This window comes from Streptomyces sp. NPDC028907, from assembly GCF_055564995.1.
In genome coordinates, this window is sequence record NZ_JBVHVE010000002.1 from 414,306 (window position 1) to 435,610 (window position 21,305).

At 71.3% G+C, this 21,305-nt stretch carries 19 protein-coding genes; 11 read left to right on the forward strand and 8 right to left on the reverse strand.

Going from position 1 to position 21,305, the window contains the following annotated elements:
* The first annotated feature begins 2 nt into the window (after window positions 1-2).
* Entirely contained in the window at window positions 3-713 is a 711-nt protein-coding gene (locus ACZ4UU_RS06305; protein ID WP_468036957.1) for a pyridoxine/pyridoxamine 5'-phosphate oxidase, read from the forward strand.
* Here ACZ4UU_RS06305 and ACZ4UU_RS06310 read toward each other — a convergent pair.
* From ACZ4UU_RS06310 to ACZ4UU_RS06325, 4 genes are all read right to left on the reverse strand, one after another.
* The gene (locus tag ACZ4UU_RS06310) at window positions 710-2,212 is read right to left on the reverse strand and encodes a serine/threonine-protein kinase (RefSeq protein ID WP_468036959.1); all 1,503 of its coding nucleotides are present in this window, start codon (window positions 2,210-2,212) and stop codon (window positions 710-712) included. The two genes, ACZ4UU_RS06305 and ACZ4UU_RS06310, sit on opposite strands and share 4 nt — an antisense overlap.
* A gap of 117 nt (window positions 2,213-2,329) precedes the next feature.
* Window positions 2,330-3,214, reverse strand: coding sequence for a GNAT family N-acetyltransferase (locus ACZ4UU_RS06315; RefSeq protein ID WP_468036961.1), 885 nt, complete (start codon window positions 3,212-3,214; stop codon window positions 2,330-2,332).
* Between the two features lie 199 nt (window positions 3,215-3,413).
* Window positions 3,414-3,821: a Zn-ribbon domain-containing OB-fold protein gene (locus ACZ4UU_RS06320; RefSeq protein ID WP_468036963.1), complete on the reverse strand. Its 408-nt coding sequence runs from the start codon at window positions 3,819-3,821 to the stop codon at window positions 3,414-3,416.
* Entirely contained in the window at window positions 3,818-4,267 is a 450-nt protein-coding gene (locus ACZ4UU_RS06325) for a DoxX family protein (RefSeq protein ID WP_468036965.1), read from the reverse strand. The genes ACZ4UU_RS06320 and ACZ4UU_RS06325 overlap by 4 nt, the downstream gene beginning before the upstream one ends.
* An 80-nt stretch (window positions 4,268-4,347) precedes the next feature.
* Between ACZ4UU_RS06325 and ACZ4UU_RS06330 the strand changes: the two genes are divergently transcribed.
* The 8 genes from ACZ4UU_RS06330 to ACZ4UU_RS06365 all read left to right on the forward strand — a co-directional run bounded on the left by ACZ4UU_RS06330 (window position 4,348) and on the right by ACZ4UU_RS06365 (window position 14,045).
* Window positions 4,348-4,848: a hypothetical protein gene (locus tag ACZ4UU_RS06330; protein ID WP_468036966.1), complete on the forward strand. Its 501-nt coding sequence runs from the start codon at window positions 4,348-4,350 to the stop codon at window positions 4,846-4,848.
* Window positions 4,849-5,324: 476 nt separating this feature from the next.
* Window positions 5,325-6,014 (forward strand): DUF4232 domain-containing protein, encoded by a 690-nt coding sequence (locus ACZ4UU_RS06335; protein WP_468036968.1) that lies wholly within the window; start codon window positions 5,325-5,327, stop codon window positions 6,012-6,014.
* A gap of 313 nt (window positions 6,015-6,327) precedes the next feature.
* Entirely contained in the window at window positions 6,328-6,798 is a 471-nt protein-coding gene (locus tag ACZ4UU_RS06340; protein ID WP_468036969.1) for a hypothetical protein, read from the forward strand.
* A 339-nt stretch (window positions 6,799-7,137) separates the two neighbouring features.
* Entirely contained in the window at window positions 7,138-8,328 is a 1,191-nt protein-coding gene (locus ACZ4UU_RS06345; protein WP_468036971.1) for a flavin-containing monooxygenase, read from the forward strand.
* Between the two features lie 146 nt (window positions 8,329-8,474).
* Window positions 8,475-9,980, forward strand: a complete 1,506-nt coding sequence (locus ACZ4UU_RS06350) for a flavin monoamine oxidase family protein (protein WP_468036973.1) — start codon at window positions 8,475-8,477, stop codon at window positions 9,978-9,980.
* 184 nt (window positions 9,981-10,164) lie between these two features.
* Complete coding sequence (locus tag ACZ4UU_RS06355) at window positions 10,165-12,390, forward strand: acetate--CoA ligase family protein (protein WP_468036975.1); 2,226 nt, start codon at window positions 10,165-10,167, stop codon at window positions 12,388-12,390.
* A 25-nt stretch (window positions 12,391-12,415) separates the two neighbouring features.
* Entirely contained in the window at window positions 12,416-13,279 is an 864-nt protein-coding gene (locus ACZ4UU_RS06360) for an enoyl-CoA hydratase/isomerase family protein (RefSeq protein WP_468036977.1), read from the forward strand.
* Between the two features lie 109 nt (window positions 13,280-13,388).
* The gene (locus tag ACZ4UU_RS06365) at window positions 13,389-14,045 is read left to right on the forward strand and encodes a flavin reductase family protein (protein WP_468036979.1); all 657 of its coding nucleotides are present in this window, start codon (window positions 13,389-13,391) and stop codon (window positions 14,043-14,045) included.
* Window positions 14,046-14,151: 106 nt separating this feature from the next.
* On the opposite strand, the gene ACZ4UU_RS06370 is transcribed toward ACZ4UU_RS06365, so the two are convergent.
* Window positions 14,152-15,462, reverse strand: coding sequence for an MFS transporter (locus ACZ4UU_RS06370; RefSeq protein ID WP_468036981.1), 1,311 nt, complete (start codon window positions 15,460-15,462; stop codon window positions 14,152-14,154).
* Between the two features lie 71 nt (window positions 15,463-15,533).
* Here ACZ4UU_RS06370 and ACZ4UU_RS06375 point away from each other — a divergent pair, with 71 nt between their 5' ends.
* On the forward strand, window positions 15,534-16,574 hold the full coding sequence (locus ACZ4UU_RS06375) for a GlxA family transcriptional regulator (protein WP_468036983.1): 1,041 nt from the start codon (window positions 15,534-15,536) through the stop codon (window positions 16,572-16,574).
* 161 nt (window positions 16,575-16,735) lie between these two features.
* Here the strand turns inward: ACZ4UU_RS06375 and ACZ4UU_RS06380 are convergent, their stop codons facing one another.
* From ACZ4UU_RS06380 to ACZ4UU_RS06390, 3 genes are all read right to left on the reverse strand, one after another.
* Complete coding sequence (locus tag ACZ4UU_RS06380) at window positions 16,736-17,785, reverse strand: Zn-dependent alcohol dehydrogenase (RefSeq protein WP_468036985.1); 1,050 nt, start codon at window positions 17,783-17,785, stop codon at window positions 16,736-16,738.
* Window positions 17,785-18,930, reverse strand: coding sequence for an acyl-CoA dehydrogenase family protein (locus ACZ4UU_RS06385; RefSeq protein WP_468036987.1), 1,146 nt, complete (start codon window positions 18,928-18,930; stop codon window positions 17,785-17,787). Before ACZ4UU_RS06385 ends, ACZ4UU_RS06380 begins: the two co-directional genes overlap by 1 nt.
* A 135-nt stretch (window positions 18,931-19,065) precedes the next feature.
* Window positions 19,066-19,977, reverse strand: a complete 912-nt coding sequence (locus tag ACZ4UU_RS06390) for an SDR family NAD(P)-dependent oxidoreductase (RefSeq protein ID WP_468036989.1) — start codon at window positions 19,975-19,977, stop codon at window positions 19,066-19,068.
* Between the two features lie 96 nt (window positions 19,978-20,073).
* Here ACZ4UU_RS06390 and ACZ4UU_RS06395 point away from each other — a divergent pair, with 96 nt between their 5' ends.
* Window positions 20,074-21,000: a cyclase family protein gene (locus ACZ4UU_RS06395; protein WP_468036991.1), complete on the forward strand. Its 927-nt coding sequence runs from the start codon at window positions 20,074-20,076 to the stop codon at window positions 20,998-21,000.
* Window positions 21,001-21,305: the final 305 nt, after the last annotated feature.

Below are 21,305 nucleotides of genomic sequence, written 5' to 3' on the forward strand. Positions count from 1 at the left end.
GCATGGAAAGAGATCTCCCCGAGCCTGATCTGCACCAGCGGGCACATCGCGGCCCTGATCTTCATGAACTGCTGAGGTCGCTGCGGGTGTGGGACCCGGCGGTCACCGAGTTGCCGGACTTCGACCCGGCCACCGCGCCCGCCGATCCGCTCGCCCTGTTCACGGCCTGGTTCGCGCAGGCGGTCACGGCCGGGCAGGTGGAACCGCACACCATGTCCCTCGCCACGGCCGACGCCGAGGGGCTGCCGGACGTACGGACCGTCATGCTGCACGGCGCCGACGCGTCCGGCTGGTCCTTCGCGACGCACCTCGACAGCCGCAAGGGCCGTCAGCTCACGACCCGCCCGTACGCGGCCCTCGGCTTCTACTGGCCGGCCCAGGGCCGCCAGGTGCGCGTGCGGGGCCCGGTGACGGCGGCCCCGGCCCAGGAGGGACAGGCCGATCTGCACGCCCGCTCGACCGGCGCGCTCGCGGCCGCGCTGACCGGGCGCCAGAGCCAGGTCCTCGGCTCGCTGGAGGAGTTGGCGCACGCGTCCGAGTCGGCCTGGGAGCGGGCCCGGCGCGAGCCCGACGCCCCCGTACCGACCTGGACGCTCTACCACCTGCGCCCCGACGAGGTGGAGTTCTTCCAGGGGGACGCCCGACGACGGCACGTACGGCTCGGCTACCGGCGTACGGAGGCGGGGTGGGCGAAGGGGCTGCTCTGGCCCTAGTCGTGGAGGCGGATCCCGTTGACGGCCGTGTCGAAGATCGGCCGGTACTCGTTCCACTGTGCGCTCGGCGCCGAGAGGTAGACGGTGTACTGGGCGTTGTCGGCACCGCTGATGGCCAGCTCGACCCCCCGGTACCCACGCACCCGGCCCTGGAAGGTGAACTCCCAGTATCCCGCGGCCCGTCCCCGGAACTCCGTACGGCTCATCCTGACCCGCTCGTAGTCCGCGTTGTCGCGGCGCGTCTGGGCCTCTTCGGTGTCCCGCCAGTGCTGGAGCGGATCGGACCCCGCGAACTCGACCTCCTGGACCCTCAGGCCCACGAGCCCGGACGGGTCGACGTAGGCGACTTCTCCGGTGGGCGTCTTCTCGGGCTTCCAGCCGTTCGGTACGGGCACGGAGAAGCCCTGGCCCGCCTCCACGAGGTGGTAGCCGACGGGGACCGGCGGCGGGGAGGCACTCGGCTCCGGAGAGCTGCCGGAGGCACCGGACGCGGAGGGCGAACGGGACGTACCGTCGCCCCCGGGCCGCAGCAGTACGCCGCCCGTCACGGCGCCGGCGACCACCAGCACCGCGGCGATCCACACCGCGGTGCGGCGACCACGCCGCCGCCGCGGCTCCGTGGCCACCGCGGAGCCCGCCCGCTCCGGTCGCGTGGGCGGGTCGAGCGGGAGGGTCGCCTGGTCGGCCGCACGGCTCAGCAGGTGCTCGGCCTGGCGCGCGCTCATGCGCTGGTCGGGGTCCTTCTCCAGCAGTCCCTCGATCACCGGGGCCAGGGCCCCGGCACGGCGCGGGGCGTCGTGCGGGTCGGCGGCGATGGCGTACGCCGTCTCGATCGCGGTGTCCCGGCGGAACGCGGGCCGTCCCTCGACCGCCTCGTACAGCGTCGCTCCGAGCGACCACAGGTCGCAGGCGGGGCCGGGCTCGGCGATCCCGGTGCGCAGGCGTTCCGGCGCGAGGTACTGGATCGAGCCGACCAGTTCCCCGGTCCTGGTCAGGGACGGTGTGCCGGACTCCACCGCGATCCCGAAGTCGGTGAGGACGATCCGGCCGTCGTCCCCGAGCAGCACGTTGGCGGGCTTGACGTCCCGGTGCAGCACACCCGCGTCGTGCGCGGCGCGCAGCGCGGCGGCCATGGCCCGGCCGATCCGGGCCGCCTCGCCCGGTGGCAGCGCCCCCCGCCGCTTCAGGAGGTCGCCGAGCGTGACGGAGGGGACGTACTCCATGACGATGCACGGCAGGCCCTCGTCGTCGACGACGTCGTGCACGACGATCACATGGGGGTGGGAGATCCGGGCCGCGCTGCGTGCCTCACGCCGAGTGCGCTCGTAAAGCCGCTGCACCTCGTCGTCGTGCAGATGGGGCGGGACGTGCAGCTTCTTGAGGGCGACGTGCCGGTTGAGCAGTTCGTCCTCGGCCCGCCACACGGTGCCCATGCCGCCACGGCCGACGCGCTCCACCAGCCGGTACCGGTTGGCGATGGTCCTCCCCAGATCGGACACCCTGAGACCTACTTTTCCCCGTACCCGCGAGCACTCTTCGAACAGATTGCAGATGCACAATAGCGCGTACGGATCACACCGCCCCGGCGGTGCATTTCGGGCACCGGCGGACACGGCCTAGGTCCGGCTCGGGAAGCCCCGGGTCCCGCGGAAGTCGTACGCCGTGAAGTCGGCCACCGGCCGGTACCCGATGCGCTGGTAGAGGCTGTTGCTGGTCTGGTTGGCGAGGTCCGTGAAGAGCAGCACCTCGCGCACCCCGGAGCTGAGCACCGCCCGGCTGACCTGGGCGGTGACCGCGCCCGCGTAGCCGCGGCCACGCAGCGCGGCCGGGGTGTAGACGGGGGCCACCCGGACCTGGCCGGCGACCACCGGGGTCACCCCGGCCATGGCCAGCGGGGTGCCGTCCTCGCCCTCCCAGAGGGTGACGCCGCCGTAGGAGATCCGCGAGTCGGCCCAGGCGGCGGCGTCGCGGGCGGCGTGGTCGCCGACGGCCTCGATGAACTCGCCGTACCAGCGTGTCAGTTGCTCCCGGTCCTCCTTGCCGGCGACCCGGGCCCGGCCTCGCGGGAGGGGCTGCGGGACGGTCAGGTTGCCGAGCCGGTACAGGCGCTGGCGCTGGCTGACCGTGGCCCGGCCGCCCGCGAGACGGCGCCAGGCGGCGCAGAAGGCCTCGGCGGTCTCCCGGACCGCTATGACGCCGGGGACCGAGTGGCCGAGGGCGACCAGGTGGGCGGCGAGGGACTCGGCCTCGTCGGGGGTGAGCGGCGTGACGTTGAGCCGGTAGGGCGGGGTGCGGAAGTAGGCCGCGCGCACCTGTCCGCCCACCTCCAGCGCGCCGAAGACCGGCGCCTCGTCGCCGTACGCACGCAGTCCGCCGGTGCGCAGCGTCTCGGTCACCGTCAGGGCGACGGTGTGCAGATCGGGGCGTGAGCGCAGGAAGCCTCCGGCGTGGGAGAGGAAGCCGCTGAGATCCTGGGTGCAGTACCAGTCGTCCGGGCGCATACCTCATGATCCCGCGCCCCGTGGGCGGCTGTGCACCCTTTTCCGCCGTGGACACCAAGCCGACACAAGACCCCACTCTCAGGCGGGTGTTGGAGGTACAGGAGTTCACGGCGGCAGGGGCCCACAGGTTGACGCCCGGGTCGGCACCCTGGTTCACGAGGCTCCCCCTGGTTCACCCGGTCATGGAAACCCGCCCGGGTCACCCACGCGCCCCACGCGCCCGGAACACCGGAACCCCGCCACGGAAGACGACCTCCAGCTCCATCCCGGCCCGCAGCCGCCCGCCGTCCCCGCACTCCACCACCTCGGTCATCATCCGCGGCCCTTCGGCGAGGTCGACGACCGCGGCCACGTACGGCGTCCGTTCGCCGAAGGGCGGCAGGTCGTTGCGGTGTACGACGGACCAGGTGTAGAGGGTGGCGCGGCCGGTCGCGGGCTCCCAGTCGACGTCCTCGCTCCAGCAGTGCGGGCAGAACTCGCGGGGGTAGTGGTGGGCCCGCCCGCAGGTCCGGCAGCGGCGCACCAGCAGCCGCCCTTCGGCCGCCGCGTCCCAGTACGTACGCGTGAAGGCGTCGGCCTCCGGGAGGTCGAACCGCGGCCCGCTCATCCGAACAGCCCCAGCGCGCTGTCCACCGACCACGACTGCCAGGACATCCCGAACAGCGCGACCAGCGAGATCAGCGCCATCATCGAGTTCTGTCCCTGCTCGCCCCAGTCGTGGATCATGAGGGTGAAGTAGAGGACGTTGAGCAGCAACCCGCCGACGAGGGCGATCGGGGTCAGGAACCCGAGGACGAGTCCGAGCCCGAGGGCCAGCTCCGCGTACAGGACGACGTACGCCATCGTCCGCGGCCGCGGTGCCACGACGACATCGAAGCCGGAGCGTACGGCGTTCCAGCGGTGCTTGGCCGCCACGTCCGCCGCCCAGGAGATCCCCGCGCCCTCGAACCAGCTCTTCTTGTCCTTGTGCCGCCAGCTCTCCAGCCACCACAGCCCGAGGCCTATCCGGAGCACGGCCAGCCATTCCGCACCTGTGAGCCAGATCGCGTCCATGGATCTGACGGTACGTCAGATAAGCGGGGCCTGACAATCGCCTGTGCATCCGCGATGAGTCCCGCGGATTGTTGGCAATCTTGTCCGCCCTCCGGCTGGGTTCACAGGTCGGCCAGACGCTGTCGAAGGAGCTGCGGTCGCAGTTCGCCGAGTACCAGGCGTCGCTGCGCCTGAAGGGCCTCGGCGGCTTCGGCACTCTCACCGCCCGCAACCTCGACGAGTACCTGGTCGAGCAGTACCTGGAGCCGTCGGCGTCGCAGTACCTCGCGCCCCTGTCGGACGCGGACCGCACGTCGTACCTGGCCAAGAACACCTTCATCACCTGGTCCGGCGGCAAGGCCTTCTCCTGGGCCGACTTCCTCACCCACGTGGGCGCCCGCGAGAAGACCACTCCGGCCTTCGACGCCTTCGACCTGTCGACCTGTCGACCGGCGAGAACAACCTCTTCGGCCTCGCCGAGAAGCCCAACCCGCACCGCACCAAGCACTGGTGGATCCGCCTCGGCACCAACGACTCCGACACGTCCCACACGGTCTCCGCCAACCTCGCCGCCGCCGCCAACGGGCTGGGGGACGAGGTGAGCCACCTCTACTACTGGGACGAGGGCCATGGGGCGAACTCGGCCCCGGGTGACTTCATCGCGTGGATCGCCAAAATCAGCGGTTACCAGGGCAAGGGGAAGGCCCGACGGACGACCCGGCAAGCAAGGACGACCCCGAGACGCGCGGTGCCGGTTTCCCGTCACAACTCCGGCCACCGCCCATACGAAGCCGGGCCCGGCACACGTCAGGAGTCCGGGCTCGGCGTCGCGCTGTGCCCGAGTTCGGCGGCGAGACCCACATCGTCCCCATCGTTCTCACGACTGAACTACCCGAGCAGAACTGACCAGTTACCGCCCCCTCCGCGACGGAGTTCGTGTCACCAGCCGGTGACAGCGTTGTCCTGGAACGAAGACGCCGGGATCCTCTCGGCTCTCAGGCTCCTCATAGTGATCAAGCAAGCACCGAGAAGCCGACCGCTTCGACCACGACCACTGATGACCGACCAGGGGGATCTCATGTCCGGCACCCGTCGCAAGGCCATACTCGTCTCCGCAGCCCTCGTGGGCGGCGCCATGCTGATGACGGCATGCCAGGACACGGACAAGGCCGCAGACACCGGCGCCGCCACGCAGGGTTCGCAGTCCGCCACCTCGTCCGGCGGGTCGACCGCGGGCACCGGCAAGGGCTCCGCCGGGACGGGCAAGGAAGCCGAGGACACGTCGGCCTCGGGCTCCAGTTCCGGCTCTGGTTCCGACTCCGCTTCCGGCTCCGGCGCGGACACCGGCAACGGCAAGCGCGAGCCGGTCGAGCAGGTCTGCGGCGCCAACGACATCTCCTGGAGCACCAGGTCCGAGACCCAGGCCGGCGGCTACATCCTGATCTCCGCGAAGGCGAAGCCGGGCATCACCTGCTACCTGCCCGCCGCCCTGCCGACCGTCGCCTTCGGATCCGACGGCACCGAGGCCGGCCCCGCCGAACAGGCCGTCGGCGAGCAGATCAAGCTCAGCGGAAGCACCACCGCCTACGCCGGCGTCAATCCGAAGACCACCAACACCGACGGCGGCAAGGAACTCGACAGCATCATCGTCGCCGTCGGCAACGACGACCCCGACCCCGAGTCCCTCCCGGTCGACACCATCACCGTCGACAAGCCGATCGTCACCAACTGGCACACGGCCCCGACCGAGGCGGTCCCCTTCAGCTGACGGCCGGCCCGGGCCAAGGCGCGGCGCCGCCACAGCGACTGGCCGGCCAGACGATCTCCTGCTCAGGAGCCGGAACCCGGCAGCTGCTTCAGGGCGGCGGCGCCTCCGGCCGACACGACCCGCGCGGTGGTCGTCGCGCCGGGGACGTACCAGCGCCAGCTTCCCGCCTAGGTGGCTGTGACCTTGCGGAATCCATGCTGTGACCTGCGGCCACCGTCCCATCGTCAGTCCACACGACTCACGATGAGCAACGGTGGCCGCACCCGTTTTCGCACCGGCCCGGGGGCCAGACGCCCGACCAGGAAAGCAGATCGTGATCACCACTCTCGTTGCCGTCATCGGGACGCTCCTCGGATCGATCGTCACCGGCACGTTCCAACACCTGGCGGCCGGCCGTGCCGAGCGCGCAGCCGCCGCCGAGCAGTTGCGCCGCGACCGGCTCGACGCGGTGACCACACTCGCCTCCGTCGGCTCCGACCACCGCCGGGCCCTGTGGATGCGTGGGGAGGCTCGGCTGCGCGGCGCCGGCAACGATGAGCTCGAAGAACTGCGAGCCAAGTCCCATATCACCCGCTCCGCCATCACCCGCCCTCTGGTTGCGCTGCGGCTCCTCGTGCCCGACCCGGCTGTCCACGCCGCGGCAAAGGAAATGGTCGTCGCCACCTACGACATGGTCGATGCCGCCACGAGCATCGAGGAGCTCACCGCAGCGCGGGAGAACGCACGGGCCGCACACGACCGCTTCATCGACGCTGCCGCCGCCTACTTCAGCGCCCACATCTGACAGTGCCTCTGCCCCACCACCTGAGGTCACTTGCTCGATGCCGAGGGGCCGGCGGACATGAAGATCGCGATCTGCAGCTGAAGTGCCAGGCCCTGTCGCCCTGCCTTGAAGCCACGCCAGAGACCCCCTATGGCAGCCACGCATCCACAGCCACGGCCAGAGCCACCGGCCCTCAGCCGCCACGCCCCCGGTCACCACGCCGCCCCTCCACCTCACCCCCACAACCACGAGCCCTACGCCACGGATCCCACCCACGCCTCCTACAGCCGTGATCGATCCGCAACCAATTCCGGGCTTGACCGAGACCCATCAACCGGCTGCGTGATTACGCTCCCGAACATGGCCGACTCCACAGCGTCCCCGACCCCCACGGACCGCCCCGTCTACGTCATCGGGGGCGGCCCGGGCGGGCTCTCCGTCGCACACGCGCTGCGGACCCAGGGGCTGCGGGCTGTCGTGCTGGAGAAGTCGGACAAGGTCGGCGCATCCTGGCGGGGGCACTACGACCGACTCCATCTGCACACCACCCGGCGGCTGTCGGGGCTGCCCGGGCTTCCCATGCCGCGTCGGTTCGGGCGCTGGGTGTCACGGGACGACGTCGTGCGCTATCTGGAGAAGTACGCCGAGTACCACGACCTGGAGATCGTCACCGGCGTCGAGGTCTCCCGCGTCGAGCCCGCGCCGGACGGCTTCGGCTGGCTGCTGCGCGCGACCGGCGGTCGTGAACTGACCGGCGCCGCGGTCGTGGTGGCCACCGGCCACAACCACACCCCGCGTATCCCGGACTGGCCCGGCCGCGCCGGCTACACCGGCGAACTCCTGCACGCGGGCGAGTACCGCAACCCGGCGCCCTACGCCGGCCGCGACGTCCTGGTCGTCGGCGTCGGCAACACCGGCGCCGAGATCGCGGTGGACCTGGTGGAGGGCGGAGCCTCGCGAGTGCGGCTGGCCGTCCGCACGACCCCGCACATCGTCCGCCGCTCCACCGCCGGCTGGCCCGCCCAGCGCACCAGCATCCTCGTACGGCGTCTCCCGGTCGGCCTCGTCGACCGGCTCGCCAAGCCCGTCGCCAAGCTCAGCGTGCCGGACCTGTCGTCCCACGGACTGCCGCGCCCCGACACCGGTCTCTACAGCCGGGTCAAGGAAGGCGCGATCCCGGTCCTCGACGTCGGCCTCATCGACGCCGTACGCAAGGGTCGCGTCGAGATAGTGGCCGCCGTCGACGGCTTCGAGGACGACAAGGTGATCCTCGCCGACGGCAGCCGCGTCTCCCCGGACACCGTCATCGCGGCGACCGGATACGCCCGCGGGCTCGAAGACCTCATCGGCCACCTCGGCGTACTCGACGCACACGGCAAGCCCGTCACCCAGGGCACCCGGACCCCCGCCGACGCACTCGGCCTCTACTTCACCGGCTACACCAACCCCATCAGCGGCAACCTCCGCGAAATGGCGATCGACGCCCAGAAGATCGCGAAGGCCATCGCCCGCGACGGCAGCCGACGGGTCTCCCGCCTGCCGGTGACGTAGACACCCTCAACTCTCTTACGTAGATCTCCTGTTACTCGCGGGTCAGTTGTGACGGGAGAGCTGTACCGCGCCGCCGCACGGGGCCAGAATGTGAGCACTGTTCAACTTTTCTGCTCCACCCCCTCTCGCCCTGACGGAGGACGCACGTGGCAAGCGAACGACAGTTCCCCCGAACCCCCCGGCTCTCCCGGCGCTCCCTCCTCGGCGGCGCAGCCGCCGCGGCCGGTGCCGCCACCTTCACCGCGACCGGTGCCGGTACCGCCTCGGCGGCCACCCGCCAGGTCGACGTCGCGATCGTCGGCGCCGGTCTCGCCGGCCTCACCGCGGCCCGCGATCTGGCCGCCGCCGGCAAGTCGGTCGTCGTCCTGGAGGCCCGCGACCGCGTGGGCGGCCGGGTCGTCGGGCTGGACCTGGCGAACGGCGGCGTCACTGAAGGTGGCGGCGAGTTCATCGGCCCCACCCAGGACCGCATCAAGGCCCTCGCCGACTCCCTCGGCGTGCAGACCTTCGCCACCTACAACACCGGCGACAACCTCCTCTACAAGGACGGCAAGAAGACCCCCTACGCCACCGACGGCATCCTCGGCGCCGTGCCACCCATCGACGCGGCCGGACTCGCCAACGCCGCGATCGTGCAGGCCACGCTCGACGACCTGGCCAAGCAGATCCCGGTCGACGCGCCCTGGACCGCGGCGAAGGCCGACGAATGGGACCGGCAGACCTTCGAGACCTGGCTGCGCGCCAACGCCGTCATCCCCTCGGCCAAGTTCCTCTTCGACGTGGCCTGCACCTCGATCTTCTCGGCCGAACCCCGCGAACTCTCCTTCCTGTTCGTCCTCTTCTACATCGCCGCCGCCGGCAACTCCGCCAACCCCGGCACCCTGGAACGCCTCACCGAGACCGCGAACGGCGCCCAGGAACTGCGCTTCGTCGGCGGCTCCCAGCTGGTGCCGGTCAAACTCGCCGCCACCCTCGGCGACCGGGTGGTGCTGGGCGCCCCGGTGCGCACGATCGCCCGGTCCGGCGGCGGCTACGTCGTCACGGCCGACGGCGTCACCGTCACCGCCAAGAAGGTCGTCGTCGCCGTACCCCCGCCGATCGCCGCCCGCATCACCTATGACCCCGTGCTCCCGGCCTCCCGCGACCAGCTGACCCAGCGTCTGCCGATGGCCTCGGTCGGCAAGGCCATCGCGATCTACGACACTCCTTTCTGGCGTGCCGACGGACTCAACGGCCAGGTCGTCAGCGACACCGGTGTGGTCAGTTCCACCTTCGACAACTCCCCGCCCGACGCTTCCTACGGCGCCCTGATGGGCTTCATCGAGGCCGACGAGGCCCGGAAGCTGGACGCGGCGAGCGAGCCGGAGGTCCGGGCGGCCGTACTGAAGGACTACGCGACGTACTTCGGCGCGAAAGCGGCCTCCCCCACCTCCTTCGTCCTGCAACGCTGGAACAACGAGACCTACACCCGCGGCGGCCCCGTCTCCATCGCCGCACCCGGCGTCCTCACCCAGTACGGCCCCGCCCTGCGCACTCCCGTCGGCGGCATCCACTGGGCGGGGACGGAGACCTCCACGTACTGGATGGGCTTCATGGACGGGGCGGTGCGGTCGGGCGAGCGGGTGGCGAAGGAGGTACTGGCCGTGCTGTGAGCGACGCCGACAGGGCAGCGCCTTGCGATCAGCGCCTTCAGATCAGCGCCGCCCGATCAGCACCAACACCGCCAAGGCCACCGATCCGCCAACTTTGCCTGCACAGCCGTTCCTGACACGACGTCAGTTCCTTTAATCTGACACTGCGTCAGTTAATCGCTGTCACACAGGAGCGGGCGGACCGATGCTTGGATCAACCCACGGCACCCTCACCACCGACTCCCGCCGGGCCCGGGTCATCGCCTGTGGCGAACAGCCCGGGCCCGCCGTCCACGGCCGGCCGGCCGATGTCGACGATCTCGATGTCAGCGGCCGTCCGCTGTACTGCGACGTCCCCGATCTGGACCGCTTCTTCCGGCCGGAGTCGGTCGCCGTGATCGGCGCCTCCGACGCCGAGGGGCGGCCGAACACCGGTGTCACCCGTCAGCTGATCGCCTGGTCGGAGCGGGTCGGCGCCCGGCTCCACCCGGTGCATCCGAGCCGCCCGTCCGTCTTCGACATCCCTTGCTGTCCTTCCATCGCGGACCTGCCCGAGCAGGTCGATCTCGCCGTGCTGCTGATCGCCGACCCCCTTGCGGTGATCGAGGAACTGGCCGAGGCCAAGGTGAAGTTCGCCGTCGTCTTCGCTTCCGGGTTCGCGGAGACCGGCGAGGAGGGCGCCGCCGCGCAGGACCGGCTCACCGCCGCCGTCGCACGGTCCGGGATGCGGCTGCTGGGGCCGAACACCAACCTCAACGCCTTCGAGCGGTTCCGGGAGGACCTGGACGGGCCCGCCATCGCGCTCATCACCCAGTCCGGCCACCAGGGCCGTCCCGTCTTCGCCCTCCAGGAGCTCGGCATCCGCCTCTCCCACTGGGCGCCGACCGGCAACGAGGCCGACCTGGAGACCGCCGACTTCATCTCCTACTTCGCCGAACGGCCCGAGGTGGGCGCCATCGCCTGCTACGTGGAGGGCCTCAAGGACGGCCGCTCCTTCCTGCTGGCCGCCGACCGCGCCGCCCGCCGCAAGGTGCCCGTCGTCGCCGTCAAGGTGGGCCGCACCGAGACCGGTGCCCGCACGGCCGCCTCACACACCGGCAAGCTGACCGGCGCCGACGCGGTGGTGGACGCGGCGATGCGGCAGTACGGCGTGATCCGGGTCGACGGCCTGGACGAACTCCAGGACACCGCCGCCCTGTTGGCCCGCGCACGGCCGCCCCGCGCCGACGGCGTCGTCGTCTATTCGATCTCGGGCGGCACGGGCGCGCACTTCGCGGACCTGGCCACGGAGGCGGGACTGCGGCTGCCGGTGCTGTCCGAGGCCAAGCAGGCCGAGCTGCACCAGTGGATACCCGAGTACCTGAACGTGGCCAACCCGGTCGACAACGGCGGGCATCCGGTCGGCGACCACCGCGGCCGGAAGATCATCGACGCCATCCTCGACGATCCCGCGGTCGGTGTGCTGATCTGCCCGGTCACCGGTCCTTTCCCGCCGCTCAGCGACCGGCTCGTCCAGGACCTGGTGGACGCCGCCGAGCGGACGGACAAGCTGGTCTGCGTGGTGTGGGGGTCGCCGGTCGGCACCGAGGCGGCGTACCGCGAGGTCCTGCTCGGCTCCTCGCGCGTGGCCACCTTCCGCACGGTGGCCAACTGCATCACGGCCGTCCGCGCCTACCTCGACCACCATCGCTTCGTCACCGGCTACCGCTCCCCCTTCGACGAGGCCCCGCGCACGCCTTCGCCGTCCTTCCGCAAGGCGCAGGCGTTGATTCGCCCGGGCGAGCAGTTGAGCGAGCATGCGGCGAAGCAGCTGCTGCGGGCGTACGGAATCCGCGTACCGCGCGAGCAGTTGGTGACCAGCGCGGCGGCGGCCGTGCGGGCGGCGGGGCTGGTGGGCTACCCCGTGGTGATGAAGGCGTCCGGCGCGCGCATCGCCCACAAGACCGAGCTCGGCCTGGTCAAGATCGGGCTGACGTCCGCCAGTCAGGTCCGCGACGCCTACCGCGAGCTGACCGACATCGCCCGCTACGAGGACGTCTCGCTGGACGGCGTCCTGGTCTGCCAGATGGTCGAGCGGGGCGTCGAGATGGTCGTGGGCGCCGCGCACGACGACCTGTTCGGACCGACCGTGACGGTCGGGCTCGGCGGGGTGCTCGTGGAGGTCCTTCACGACACCGCCGTACGTGTGCCGCCCTTCGGCGAGGAGCAGGCCCGGGACATGTGCGCCGAGCTGCGCGGGCGGGCCCTCCTCGACGGGGTCAGGGGGCGGCCCCCCGCGGATCTGGACGCGCTCGTGGAAGTCGTCCTGCGCGTGCAGCGCATGGTGCTGGAGCTCGGGGACGACCTCGCGGAGCTCGACATCAATCCGCTGATGGTGCTGGAGCGGGGGCAGGGCGCGGTGGCGCTGGACGCGTTGGTGGTGTGCCGCTGAGATGCGTACCGACGATGAAGTGAACATGTCTGGTTCCCCCCGTGTGTCCGGAAATTCCGTTGAGTCATTGGTACTGCACGCCACTGACAACCAGGTCAGCCGCATCACCCTCAACCGCCCCGAAGCCCTCAACGCCATCACCCCTGACCAGCGCGAACGCATCATCCAACTCCTCGCCGACGCCTCCGCGGACCCGGCCGTCCGGGCCGTCGTCCTGACCGGCACGGGCCGCGGATTCTGCACGGGGGCGGATCTGCGGGGCGGCGGAGGAGGGCAGTCGGCGGCTGGTGAGCGGGGAGCCGGCGAGCGGGGGGCCGGCGACCGGGTCCCGGGCGACGTGGCGCGCACGATCCGGCTCGGGGCCCAGCGCCTCGTCGCCGCCGTTCTCGACTGCGAGAAACCGGTGATCGCGGCGGTGAACGGCACCGCGGCCGGTCTCGGCGCACATCTCGCGTTCGCCTGCGACCTCGTACTGGCCGCCGAATCGGCCAAGTTCATCGAGGTGTTCGTACGCCGCGGTCTCGTCCCCGACGGCGGCGGGGCCTATCTCCTGCCCCGCCTGATCGGCCCTCATCGGGCGAAGGAACTGATGTTCTTCGGCGACGCGCTCACCGCAGCGGACGCGGAGCGGCTCGGGCTGGTCAACCGTGTCGTCGCGGACGGGGAGCTGGACAAGACGGCCCGCGCCTGGGCCGAGCGCCTCGCCACCGGACCGACCCGCGCTCTCGCCCTCACCAAGCAGCTCGTCAACGCCTCCCTCGACACCGACCGCGCCACCGCCTTCGCGGCGGAGGCGGCCGCGCAGGAGATCAACATGACGACTCAGGACGCACGGGAGGGCGTGGCAAGTTTCGTGGAGCGCAGGAGCGCCGAGTACCAGGGGCGGTGAGCGCGCGCAAGCAGCTTGACCAGCCCGGCCTTCCCTCCTGACCGTGCCCGGCACACACGGCGCACAACCCTTCCAATCTGACGAACCGTCAGCTTCAATGGTCGGTGTGATGGGACACGCAGGGATGGCGGCAGCCGCCGTTCGCTACCTCAGGTCGGCCGACGCACCGCCCGTGCAGGCGCTGCCGAGACCGGAGTTGCGCTGTGTCGGCGACGACGAGCGGGCGCCGGTCGGGCAGGCAGAGTTCCGGCGGGTGCTCGGGAACTTCGCGACGGGCGTGGCCGTTGTCACGGCACCAGGAACCACCGACGCCCCTCAGGCCCCCGTCCCGACAGCGACCCCAGCCGCAGCCCCGGCCCCGGGCTCCGCCCCAGCCTCAGCCCCCGCCGGTTTCGCCTGCCAGTCCTTCTCCGCCCTCTCCCTCGACCCGCCCTTGGTCGCCTTCATGGTCGGCCGTACGTCGACGACATGGCCGCGCATCGCCCGCGCGGGCGTCTTCTGCGTGAACGTCCTGAGCGCGGACCAGGGCGAGTTGTGCCGTGCCTTCGCGGTGAGCGGCGCGGACAAGTTCGCGGGGGTCGCCTACGACGCGGCTCCCGTGTCCGGCTCGCCCCGCCTCGCGGGCACGCTCGCGTGGATCGACTGCACGATCCACGCGGTGCACACGGGCGGCGACCACCTCATCGTCGTGGGACGGGTGGAGGCGCTGGGGGCGAGCGACGGGGACGAGGCGCCGCTGCTGTTCCACAAAGGGCGGTTCCTCTAGACCCTGTTTCGGGCCCGCAGGCCCACAGGTCCCCAGGCTTCTCGGATTCCAGGCTTCTCGGATTCCAAGGCTTCCCGGTCTCGGGGCCCCGGGCTCCCCTGCCCCCCTAGACCGCCACCGCCACCGGAGCCGTCCGGCGCCGGATCACCAGCGCCATCAGCGCCGCCGCCGCACACAGGGCGCCCGACGCGTACCAGACCACGTCGTACGTGCCGAAGACATCGCGCGCGACCCCGCCGAGGACGGCCACCAGGGCGGCTCCGACCTGGTGGGAGGCGAGTACCCAGCCGAAGACGATCGCGCTGTCCTCGCCGTACTGCTCCCGGCACAGGGCGACGGTGGGCGGGACGGTGGCGACCCAGTCGAGGCCGTAGAAGACGATGAAGAAGAGCATCGGCGGGTGGACGCTCGGCGCGAGCAGCATCGGCAGGAACAGGAGCGAGACCCCGCGCAGGGCGTAGTAGACCGCGAGCAGACGGCGCGCGTCGAAGCGGTCGGTGAGCCAGCCGGAGGCGATCGTGCCGATGACGTCGAACACACCGATGACCGCGAGCAGCGAGGCGGCGGCCGGGACGGGCATGCCGTGGTCGTGGGCGGCGGGCACGAAGTGGGTCTGGACGAGGCCGTTGGTGGAGGCACCGCAGATGGCGAAGGTGCCGGCGAGCAGCCAGAAGGGGCCGGTGCGGGCCGCCTTCAGCAGGACCGTGACGGCACGGCGGGCGGCGCCCGGCACCGGGGGCGGCTTGGGCACGAACTCCTTCGCGCCGTACGGCTTCAAGGCCACGTCGGCGGGGTGGTCGCGCAGCAGCAGCAGGACGAACGGGACGACCGCGAGGGCCGCGAGGGAGACCGTGACGGCGGCCGGGCGCCAGTCGCCGTCGTCGACCATCAGGGCCATCAGGGGCAGGAAGATCAGCTGCCCGGAGGCCGAGGCGGCGGTCAGGATGCCGGTGACCAGGCCGCGCCGCTCGGTGAACCAGCGGTTGGTGACGGTCGCGGCGAAGGCCAGCGCCATCGAGCCGGTGCCGAGGCCCACCAGCAGCCCCCAGCACAGCAGCAACTGCCAGGCCGCCGTCATCCACACGGTCAGGCCCGAGCCGAGCGCGATCAGGACGAGCGCGAAGGCGACCACGCGCCGGATGCCGAAGCGGTCCATCAGCGCGGCGGCGAACGGGGCGGTGAGGCCGTAGAGGGCCAGGTTGATGGAGACGGCGGCACCGATCGTGCCGCGCGACCAGCCGAACTCCTCGTGCAGCGGGTCGATGAGCAACCCCGGCAGGGAGCGGAAGGCGGCGGCGCCGAGGATGGTCACGAAGGCGACGGCGGCGACGAACCAGGCGCGGTGGATGCGGGGACGACCCGGCGTCGGCGGGGACTGGTCGACGGAGGCGGCGGAGGCTTCGGTTGTCTGCGTCACGACAACGAGCTTCGGGCCTGCGCCGTCGCGAAGCCATTGGCCCGAAGGACAGCATTCGTTAGGATCGGGCCATGAGCAGTGATCCGGAGCATGAAGAGCGCGAACCGGAGTTCCGCCCGCACCGCGTAGCCGTCCTGGCTCTGGACGGCCTGCTCCCCTTCGAGTTGGGCATCCCGCACCGCATCTTCGGCCGCCCCAGGGACGCGCTGGGGCGGCTCCTGTACGAGGTCGTCACCTGCTCGATCCGGCCACCCGGCCCGGTGCAGACGGACGCCGACTTCGCCATCCAGGTGGAACACGGGCCGCGGACCCTGGCCACCGCCGACACCGTGATCGTCCCGGCGTCGTACGAACTCGGCCCGGTCTTCGAGGAGGGCGTACTGACCGACGAGCTGGCCGCCGCGCTCGCCCACATCCGCCCCGGCACCCGGCTCGCCTCCATCTGCACCGGCGTCTACGTCCTGGCCGCCGCCGGTCTGCTCGACGGCCGCCCGGCCACCACGCACTGGGCCGACGCCGAGCGTTTCCAGCGGCTGTTCCCGAGGATCGAGGTCGACGCGGACGTCCTGTTCATCGACGACGGCGACGTGCTGACCTCGGCCGGTGTCGCCGCCGGGATCGACCTGTGCCTGCACATGGTCCGCCGCGACCACGGCACGGCGATCGCCAACGAGGTGGCCCGCCGCACCGTCGTACCGCCCCACCGGGACGGCGGCCAGGCCCAGTACATCCACCGCCCGGTGCCCGACCCGCAGCAGGCGTCCACGACCACGGCCCGCGCCTGGGCCCTGGGCCGCCTGCACGAGCCGATCCAGCTGCGGGACATGGCGGACCAGGAGGCCATGTCGGTGCGCACCTTCACCCGCCGTTTCCGCGAGGAGGTCGGCATCAGCCCCGGTCAGTGGCTCACCCAGCAACGCGTCGAACGCGCCCGCCACCTCCTGGAGTCCACGGACCTCTCCGTCGACCAGGTGGCCGGGGAAGCCGGTTTCGGTACGGCCCAGTCGATGCGCCAGCACCTACAGGCTGCGCTCGGCGTCACACCCACCAGCTACCGGCGCACCTTCCGCGCCGCGAACAACGCCGACGTCCAGCTCCACAGCGGCACTTGAGCCGTCCCGGCGCCTCTCCCCACCAACGAGCCGCCGTCAGCAGCGAGAGGCGACGGCGGTGTGCCGACGACGACCGCTCCCCGAACTCCTGGCTGACCTCCGTCGTGCGACGCGCCGTCACCGTGGACAAACAAGACCAGTGGAAACCGCGCCGAGAGACCTCAGAAAGTGAGCACTCCGCGAGCCACCTTCCCCGCCACCGCGTCCGCGGCGGCCCGCTCGAACTCCTCCACCGGATACGTCCGCGTCACCAGCTCGTCCAGCAACAGCCGCCCGTCCCGGTACAGCTCGGCGTACAGCGCGATGTCCCGCTGCGGCCGCGACGACCCGTACCGGCAGCCCAGGATCGACTTGTCCAGGTACATGGAGGACACGACGAAGGACGCCTCGGCGCCGGCCGGCGGAACGCCCAGCAGTACCGCCTGTCCGTGCCGGTCCAGCAGATCGACCGCCTGGCGGATGAGCTCGACCCGCCCCACGCACTCGAAGGCATGGTCCGCCCCCGTCGGCAGCAGCTCCCGCACACCCTCCGCCGAGGTCAGGAAGTCGGTCGCCCCGAACTGCCGCGCCACCGCCTCCTTCGCCGGATTCGCGTCGACGGCGACGATCCGCAGGGCACCCGCGATCCGCGCGCCCTGAAGGACGTTCAGCCCGATGCCGCCGGTCCCGATCACGACCACACTGTCCCCGCGGTCCACCTTCGCCCGGTTGAGGACGGCCCCCACCCCCGTCAGCACCCCGCACCCGATCAACGCGGCGGACTGCAGGGGAATGTCCTTCGGGATACGCACCACCTGCACGGCCTTCACCACGGTGCGTTCCGCGAAGGCGGAGTTGGACGCGAACTGGAACACCGCCTGCTCACCCCGCCAGAACGGCCGCCCCGGCCGCCCTATGGCGTGCCGGCACATGGTCGGCCGCCCCCGGTCGCAGTCGGCACACACACCGCAGTTGGCCAGCGTGGACAGGGCCACATGGTCCCCGGGCTCGACATGGGTGACGCCCACACCCACCGCTTCCACGACTCCCGCACCCTCATGGCCGAGCACCACAGGAACAGGGAAGGGTATGGTCCCGTCCACCACCGACAGGTCGCTGTGACACAACCCGGCCGCCGAGATCGCGACCAGCACCTCGCCCGGCCCTGGGTCCCGCACCTCCAGATCGTCCACGACCTCGACCCGCTTGCCGTCGTACATCACTGCGCGCATCAGACGACCCCCTTGGGCTCCCTGGGCAGACCGAGCACCCGCTCGGCGATGATCGTGCGCTGGACCTGATCGGATCCGCCGTAGATGGTGTCGGCCCGCGAGAACAAAAACAGCTGCTGAGCCTCGTCGAGTTCATACGGTGCCGCAGCCGACCACTCCCCCGGACCGACCGCGCCGGCCGCACCTCGCACCAGCATCGCCAGCTCCCCGAGCCTCTGATGCCAGCCGCCCCACAGCAGCTTCGCCACACTCGGCGCCCCCGGTCCCCCTGAACCCCCCAGCGTCCGCAGCGCGTTCCACCGCATCACCCGCAACTCGGCCCACTGCCGCACCAGCCGATCCCGCAGCACGGGATCCTCCACCGCACCGGACCGCACCGCCGCGCCCACGACCCGCGCCAACTCCCGCGCGAACCCGATCTGCTGGGCGAGCGTGGACACGCCCCGCTCGAACCCGAGCAGGCTCATGGCTACCTTCCACCCGGCGCCCTCGCCCCCGACGACATCCTCCGCGTGCGCGCCGTCGAAGAAGACCTCGTTGAAGTCACTGGTCCCGGTCATCTGCCGGATGGGCCGCACCTCGATTCGCCCCGGCTGGTCCATCGGGACCAGCAGAAAGCTCAGGCCGTGATGCCGACGCGACTCCGGCTCGGTGCGCGCCAGCACGAAGCACCAGTCCGCCTCATGGGCGAGTGAGGTCCAGATCTTCTGCCCGGTGACACGGAAGGTCCCGTCCGAGGCCCGCTCGGCCCTGGTCCGCACCCCGGCGAGGTCCGACCCCGCCCCGGGTTCGCTGTACCCCTGGCACCACAGCTCCTCCCCGAGCGCGATAGGCGGCAGGAAGCGCGCCTTCTGCTCCTCGCTCCCGTGCGCGAGCAGCGTCGGCGCCAGCAGCTTCTCCCCGATGTGCCCGGACCGCGCGGGCGCGACCGACCGCGCGTACTCCTCGGCCCACACCACTTGCTGGGTGAGAGTGGCGACCCGGTTCCCGTACCCGGCTTCCCCCCACCCGAGCCCGATCCACCCGGCCTTCCCGAGAGTGCGCTCCCAGGTACGGCGATCCTGCGCGCCTTCGACATGCTCTGAGAGCCACGCCCGAACCTCCGCACGGAATGCCTCATCCTCAGCGCCGAATCCAAAGTCCACTGACCTCTCCTCTCAACGCCGGACAGCCGCAGCCCCCCAGGGGCGCGGGGCTGTATCGATATGCGGATCCGCCGCGCGGGCGCGACCAGCCACAACTGACCCGCAGCCGCCGACCGGAGAACGCCCTGCGAGCTCCTAGGCGTTCGGCCGAGCCCCGTCCCGCGCAGCCCTCGCCATCCCCTCCACCCGCTCCAGCATCGGCATCGGATCCACTCCCACCGACCCCGGCAGCACCTCCGCGATCCGCTCAGGCGTCCACGAACCGTCGGCATAAGCCGAGCGCAGCTCCCGCGGCTGCGCCCACACCGCGATCTTCGGCCCGGCGACGGTGTACACCTGCCCCGTCACCCCGTGCTCCCGAGCCGGGTCCGACAGCAGATACACCACCAGCGCCGCCACATCCTCCGGCTCCCCGATCTCGGCGAGCTCCATGGGCACGTTGGCCGACATCCGCGTACGAGCGACCGGCGCCACCGCGTTCGCGGTCACCCCGTACTTGTGCAGCCCGAGCGCGGCGCTCCGCACGAGCGAGATGATCCCGCCCTTCGCCGCGCTGTAGTTGGCCTGCGAGACCGACCCTTGGTGATTCCCGCTGGTGAACCCGATCAGGGTCCCCGTCCGCTGCCGCCTCATCACCGCCGAAGCGGCCCGGAACACGGTGAACGTCCCCTTCAGATGAGTGGCGACCACCGGATCCCACTCCTCCTCTGTCATGTTGAACAGCATCCGCTCGCGCAGGATCCCGGCGACGCACACGACCCCGTCGAGCCGCCCGTACGACGACAGCGCGACGTCCACGACCCGCTGTCCGCCGGCCATCGTGGACACGTCGTCGGCGACCGCCACCGCCTCCCCGCCCGCCGCCTCGATCTCCTTGACCACGGCCTCGGCGACGGCGCTGGTGGGCGAGGCGCCGTCCACCGACACCCCGTAGTCGTTGACGACGACCCGCGCTCCCTCGGCGGCGGCCGCGAGCGCGACGGCCCGTCCGATCCCGCGCCCCGCGCCCGTCACGGCGACGACCTTGCCTGCCAAGAAGTTCCCCATGCCCCGGCCCCTTCCCGCAGTTTCTGACGGTCCGTTAGATTCGAATCGATTCTACGACCCGTCAGATACGCGGGGACAAGCCCCGGGGAGGCACTCATGTCACTGCCGGACGCGTTCAACGAGATCGCCAAGCGCGTGAACAACTGGGGCCGTTGGGGCGCCGACGACGAGATCGGCACCCTGAACCTCATCACCGACGAGGTGGTCCGCGAGGCGGCCGCCTGCGTCCGCAGCGGCCGGCGCGTCCCGCTCGCGCTGCCCCTTCAGCAGGACGGCGTGCAGACCGGGATGATCCCCGGGCGGGTGAACCCGCTGCACACCATGGTGCAGATCAACCAGGAGCTGTTCGGCCCGGGGACCGTGGCATGCAGCGACGACGCCGTGACCATGGGCCTGCAGGCCGCCACCCACTGGGACGCCCTCACCCACGTCTCGCACTCCGGCCGCATCTACAACGGCCGCCCCGCCCACACCATCACCCCGCACGGCGGCGCCGAGTTCAGCGGCATCGACAAGGCGCGCCACATCGTCTCGCGCGGGGTGCTGCTGGACGTGGCACGCGCGCGTGGCGTCCCGCGGCTCGACGGCGGGCACGCGGTCTCCCCGCAGGACCTGGAGGCGGCCGAGGAACTGGCGGGCACGCGCGTGCGTGCCGGCGACATCGTGCTCGTACGGACGGGGCAGGTCCAGGTGTATCTCGCGGGTGACAAGCACGCGTACGGCTATCCGTCGCCCGGTCTGTCGATCCGTACGCCGGAGTGGTTCCACGCGCGCGACGTGGCGGCCGTGGCCAATGACACGCTCACGTTTGAGATATTTCCGCCAGAGACAGAGGATTTGTGGCTGCCGGTGCACGCACTCGACCTGGTCGAGATGGGGATGCTTCAGGGTCAGAACTGGAATCTCGAAGAGTTGTCCACAGCCTGTGGACAAGAGGGCCGCTACGCGTTCCTGCTCTCCGCGATGCCCGAGCCGTTCGTCGGCGGTACGGGGACTCCCGTCGCTCCCGTGGCCGTTCTCTGAGCTCATCCACGAGGTGCTCTTCCACAAGGTCGGCTGGCGGCGCGTCTTCCCCACTCCCGGCTGCCGCCCGAGCAGGGGGTGCCTCCATCCGCCCCGAGCACGGCACCGCGCGCCGCCATCCGACTCCGGCGTACCCGCCCCGGCCCTCCTGGCCCTCGGAGAACCGACGCCGAATCACGACCCACACTCGGCAAGGGCTTCCGTCACCGAAGCCCTCGTCGTCCCCTCGCGGCGAATCGCTGACCACAAGCGTGATCAATCGGACACGCGGCGTCAACACCCAGTCGGCGATTTGTTACTTACGC

What these genes read in the sequence shown, in the direction of transcription:
- ACZ4UU_RS06305 (WP_468036957.1), top strand. Translation starts at nt 3, where the DNA reads ATGGAAAGAGATCTCCCCGAGCCTGATCTGCACCAGCGGGCACATCGC.
- ACZ4UU_RS06315 (WP_468036961.1), bottom strand. Translation starts at nt 3,214, where the DNA reads ATGCGCCCGGACGACTGGTACTGCACCCAGGATCTCAGCGGCTTCCTC.
- ACZ4UU_RS06320 (WP_468036963.1), bottom strand. Translation starts at nt 3,821, where the DNA reads ATGAGCGGGCCGCGGTTCGACCTCCCGGAGGCCGACGCCTTCACGCGT.
- ACZ4UU_RS06325 (WP_468036965.1), bottom strand. Translation starts at nt 4,267, where the DNA reads ATGGACGCGATCTGGCTCACAGGTGCGGAATGGCTGGCCGTGCTCCGG.
- ACZ4UU_RS06335 (WP_468036968.1), top strand. Translation starts at nt 5,325, where the DNA reads ATGTCCGGCACCCGTCGCAAGGCCATACTCGTCTCCGCAGCCCTCGTG.
- ACZ4UU_RS06345 (WP_468036971.1), top strand. Translation starts at nt 7,138, where the DNA reads ATGGCCGACTCCACAGCGTCCCCGACCCCCACGGACCGCCCCGTCTAC.
- ACZ4UU_RS06355 (WP_468036975.1), top strand. Translation starts at nt 10,165, where the DNA reads ATGCTTGGATCAACCCACGGCACCCTCACCACCGACTCCCGCCGGGCC.
- ACZ4UU_RS06360 (WP_468036977.1), top strand. Translation starts at nt 12,416, where the DNA reads ATGTCTGGTTCCCCCCGTGTGTCCGGAAATTCCGTTGAGTCATTGGTA.
- ACZ4UU_RS06365 (WP_468036979.1), top strand. Translation starts at nt 13,389, where the DNA reads ATGGGACACGCAGGGATGGCGGCAGCCGCCGTTCGCTACCTCAGGTCG.
- ACZ4UU_RS06375 (WP_468036983.1), top strand. Translation starts at nt 15,534, where the DNA reads ATGAGCAGTGATCCGGAGCATGAAGAGCGCGAACCGGAGTTCCGCCCG.
- ACZ4UU_RS06380 (WP_468036985.1), bottom strand. Translation starts at nt 17,785, where the DNA reads ATGCGCGCAGTGATGTACGACGGCAAGCGGGTCGAGGTCGTGGACGAT.
- ACZ4UU_RS06390 (WP_468036989.1), bottom strand. Translation starts at nt 19,977, where the DNA reads ATGGGGAACTTCTTGGCAGGCAAGGTCGTCGCCGTGACGGGCGCGGGG.
- ACZ4UU_RS06395 (WP_468036991.1), top strand. Translation starts at nt 20,074, where the DNA reads ATGTCACTGCCGGACGCGTTCAACGAGATCGCCAAGCGCGTGAACAAC.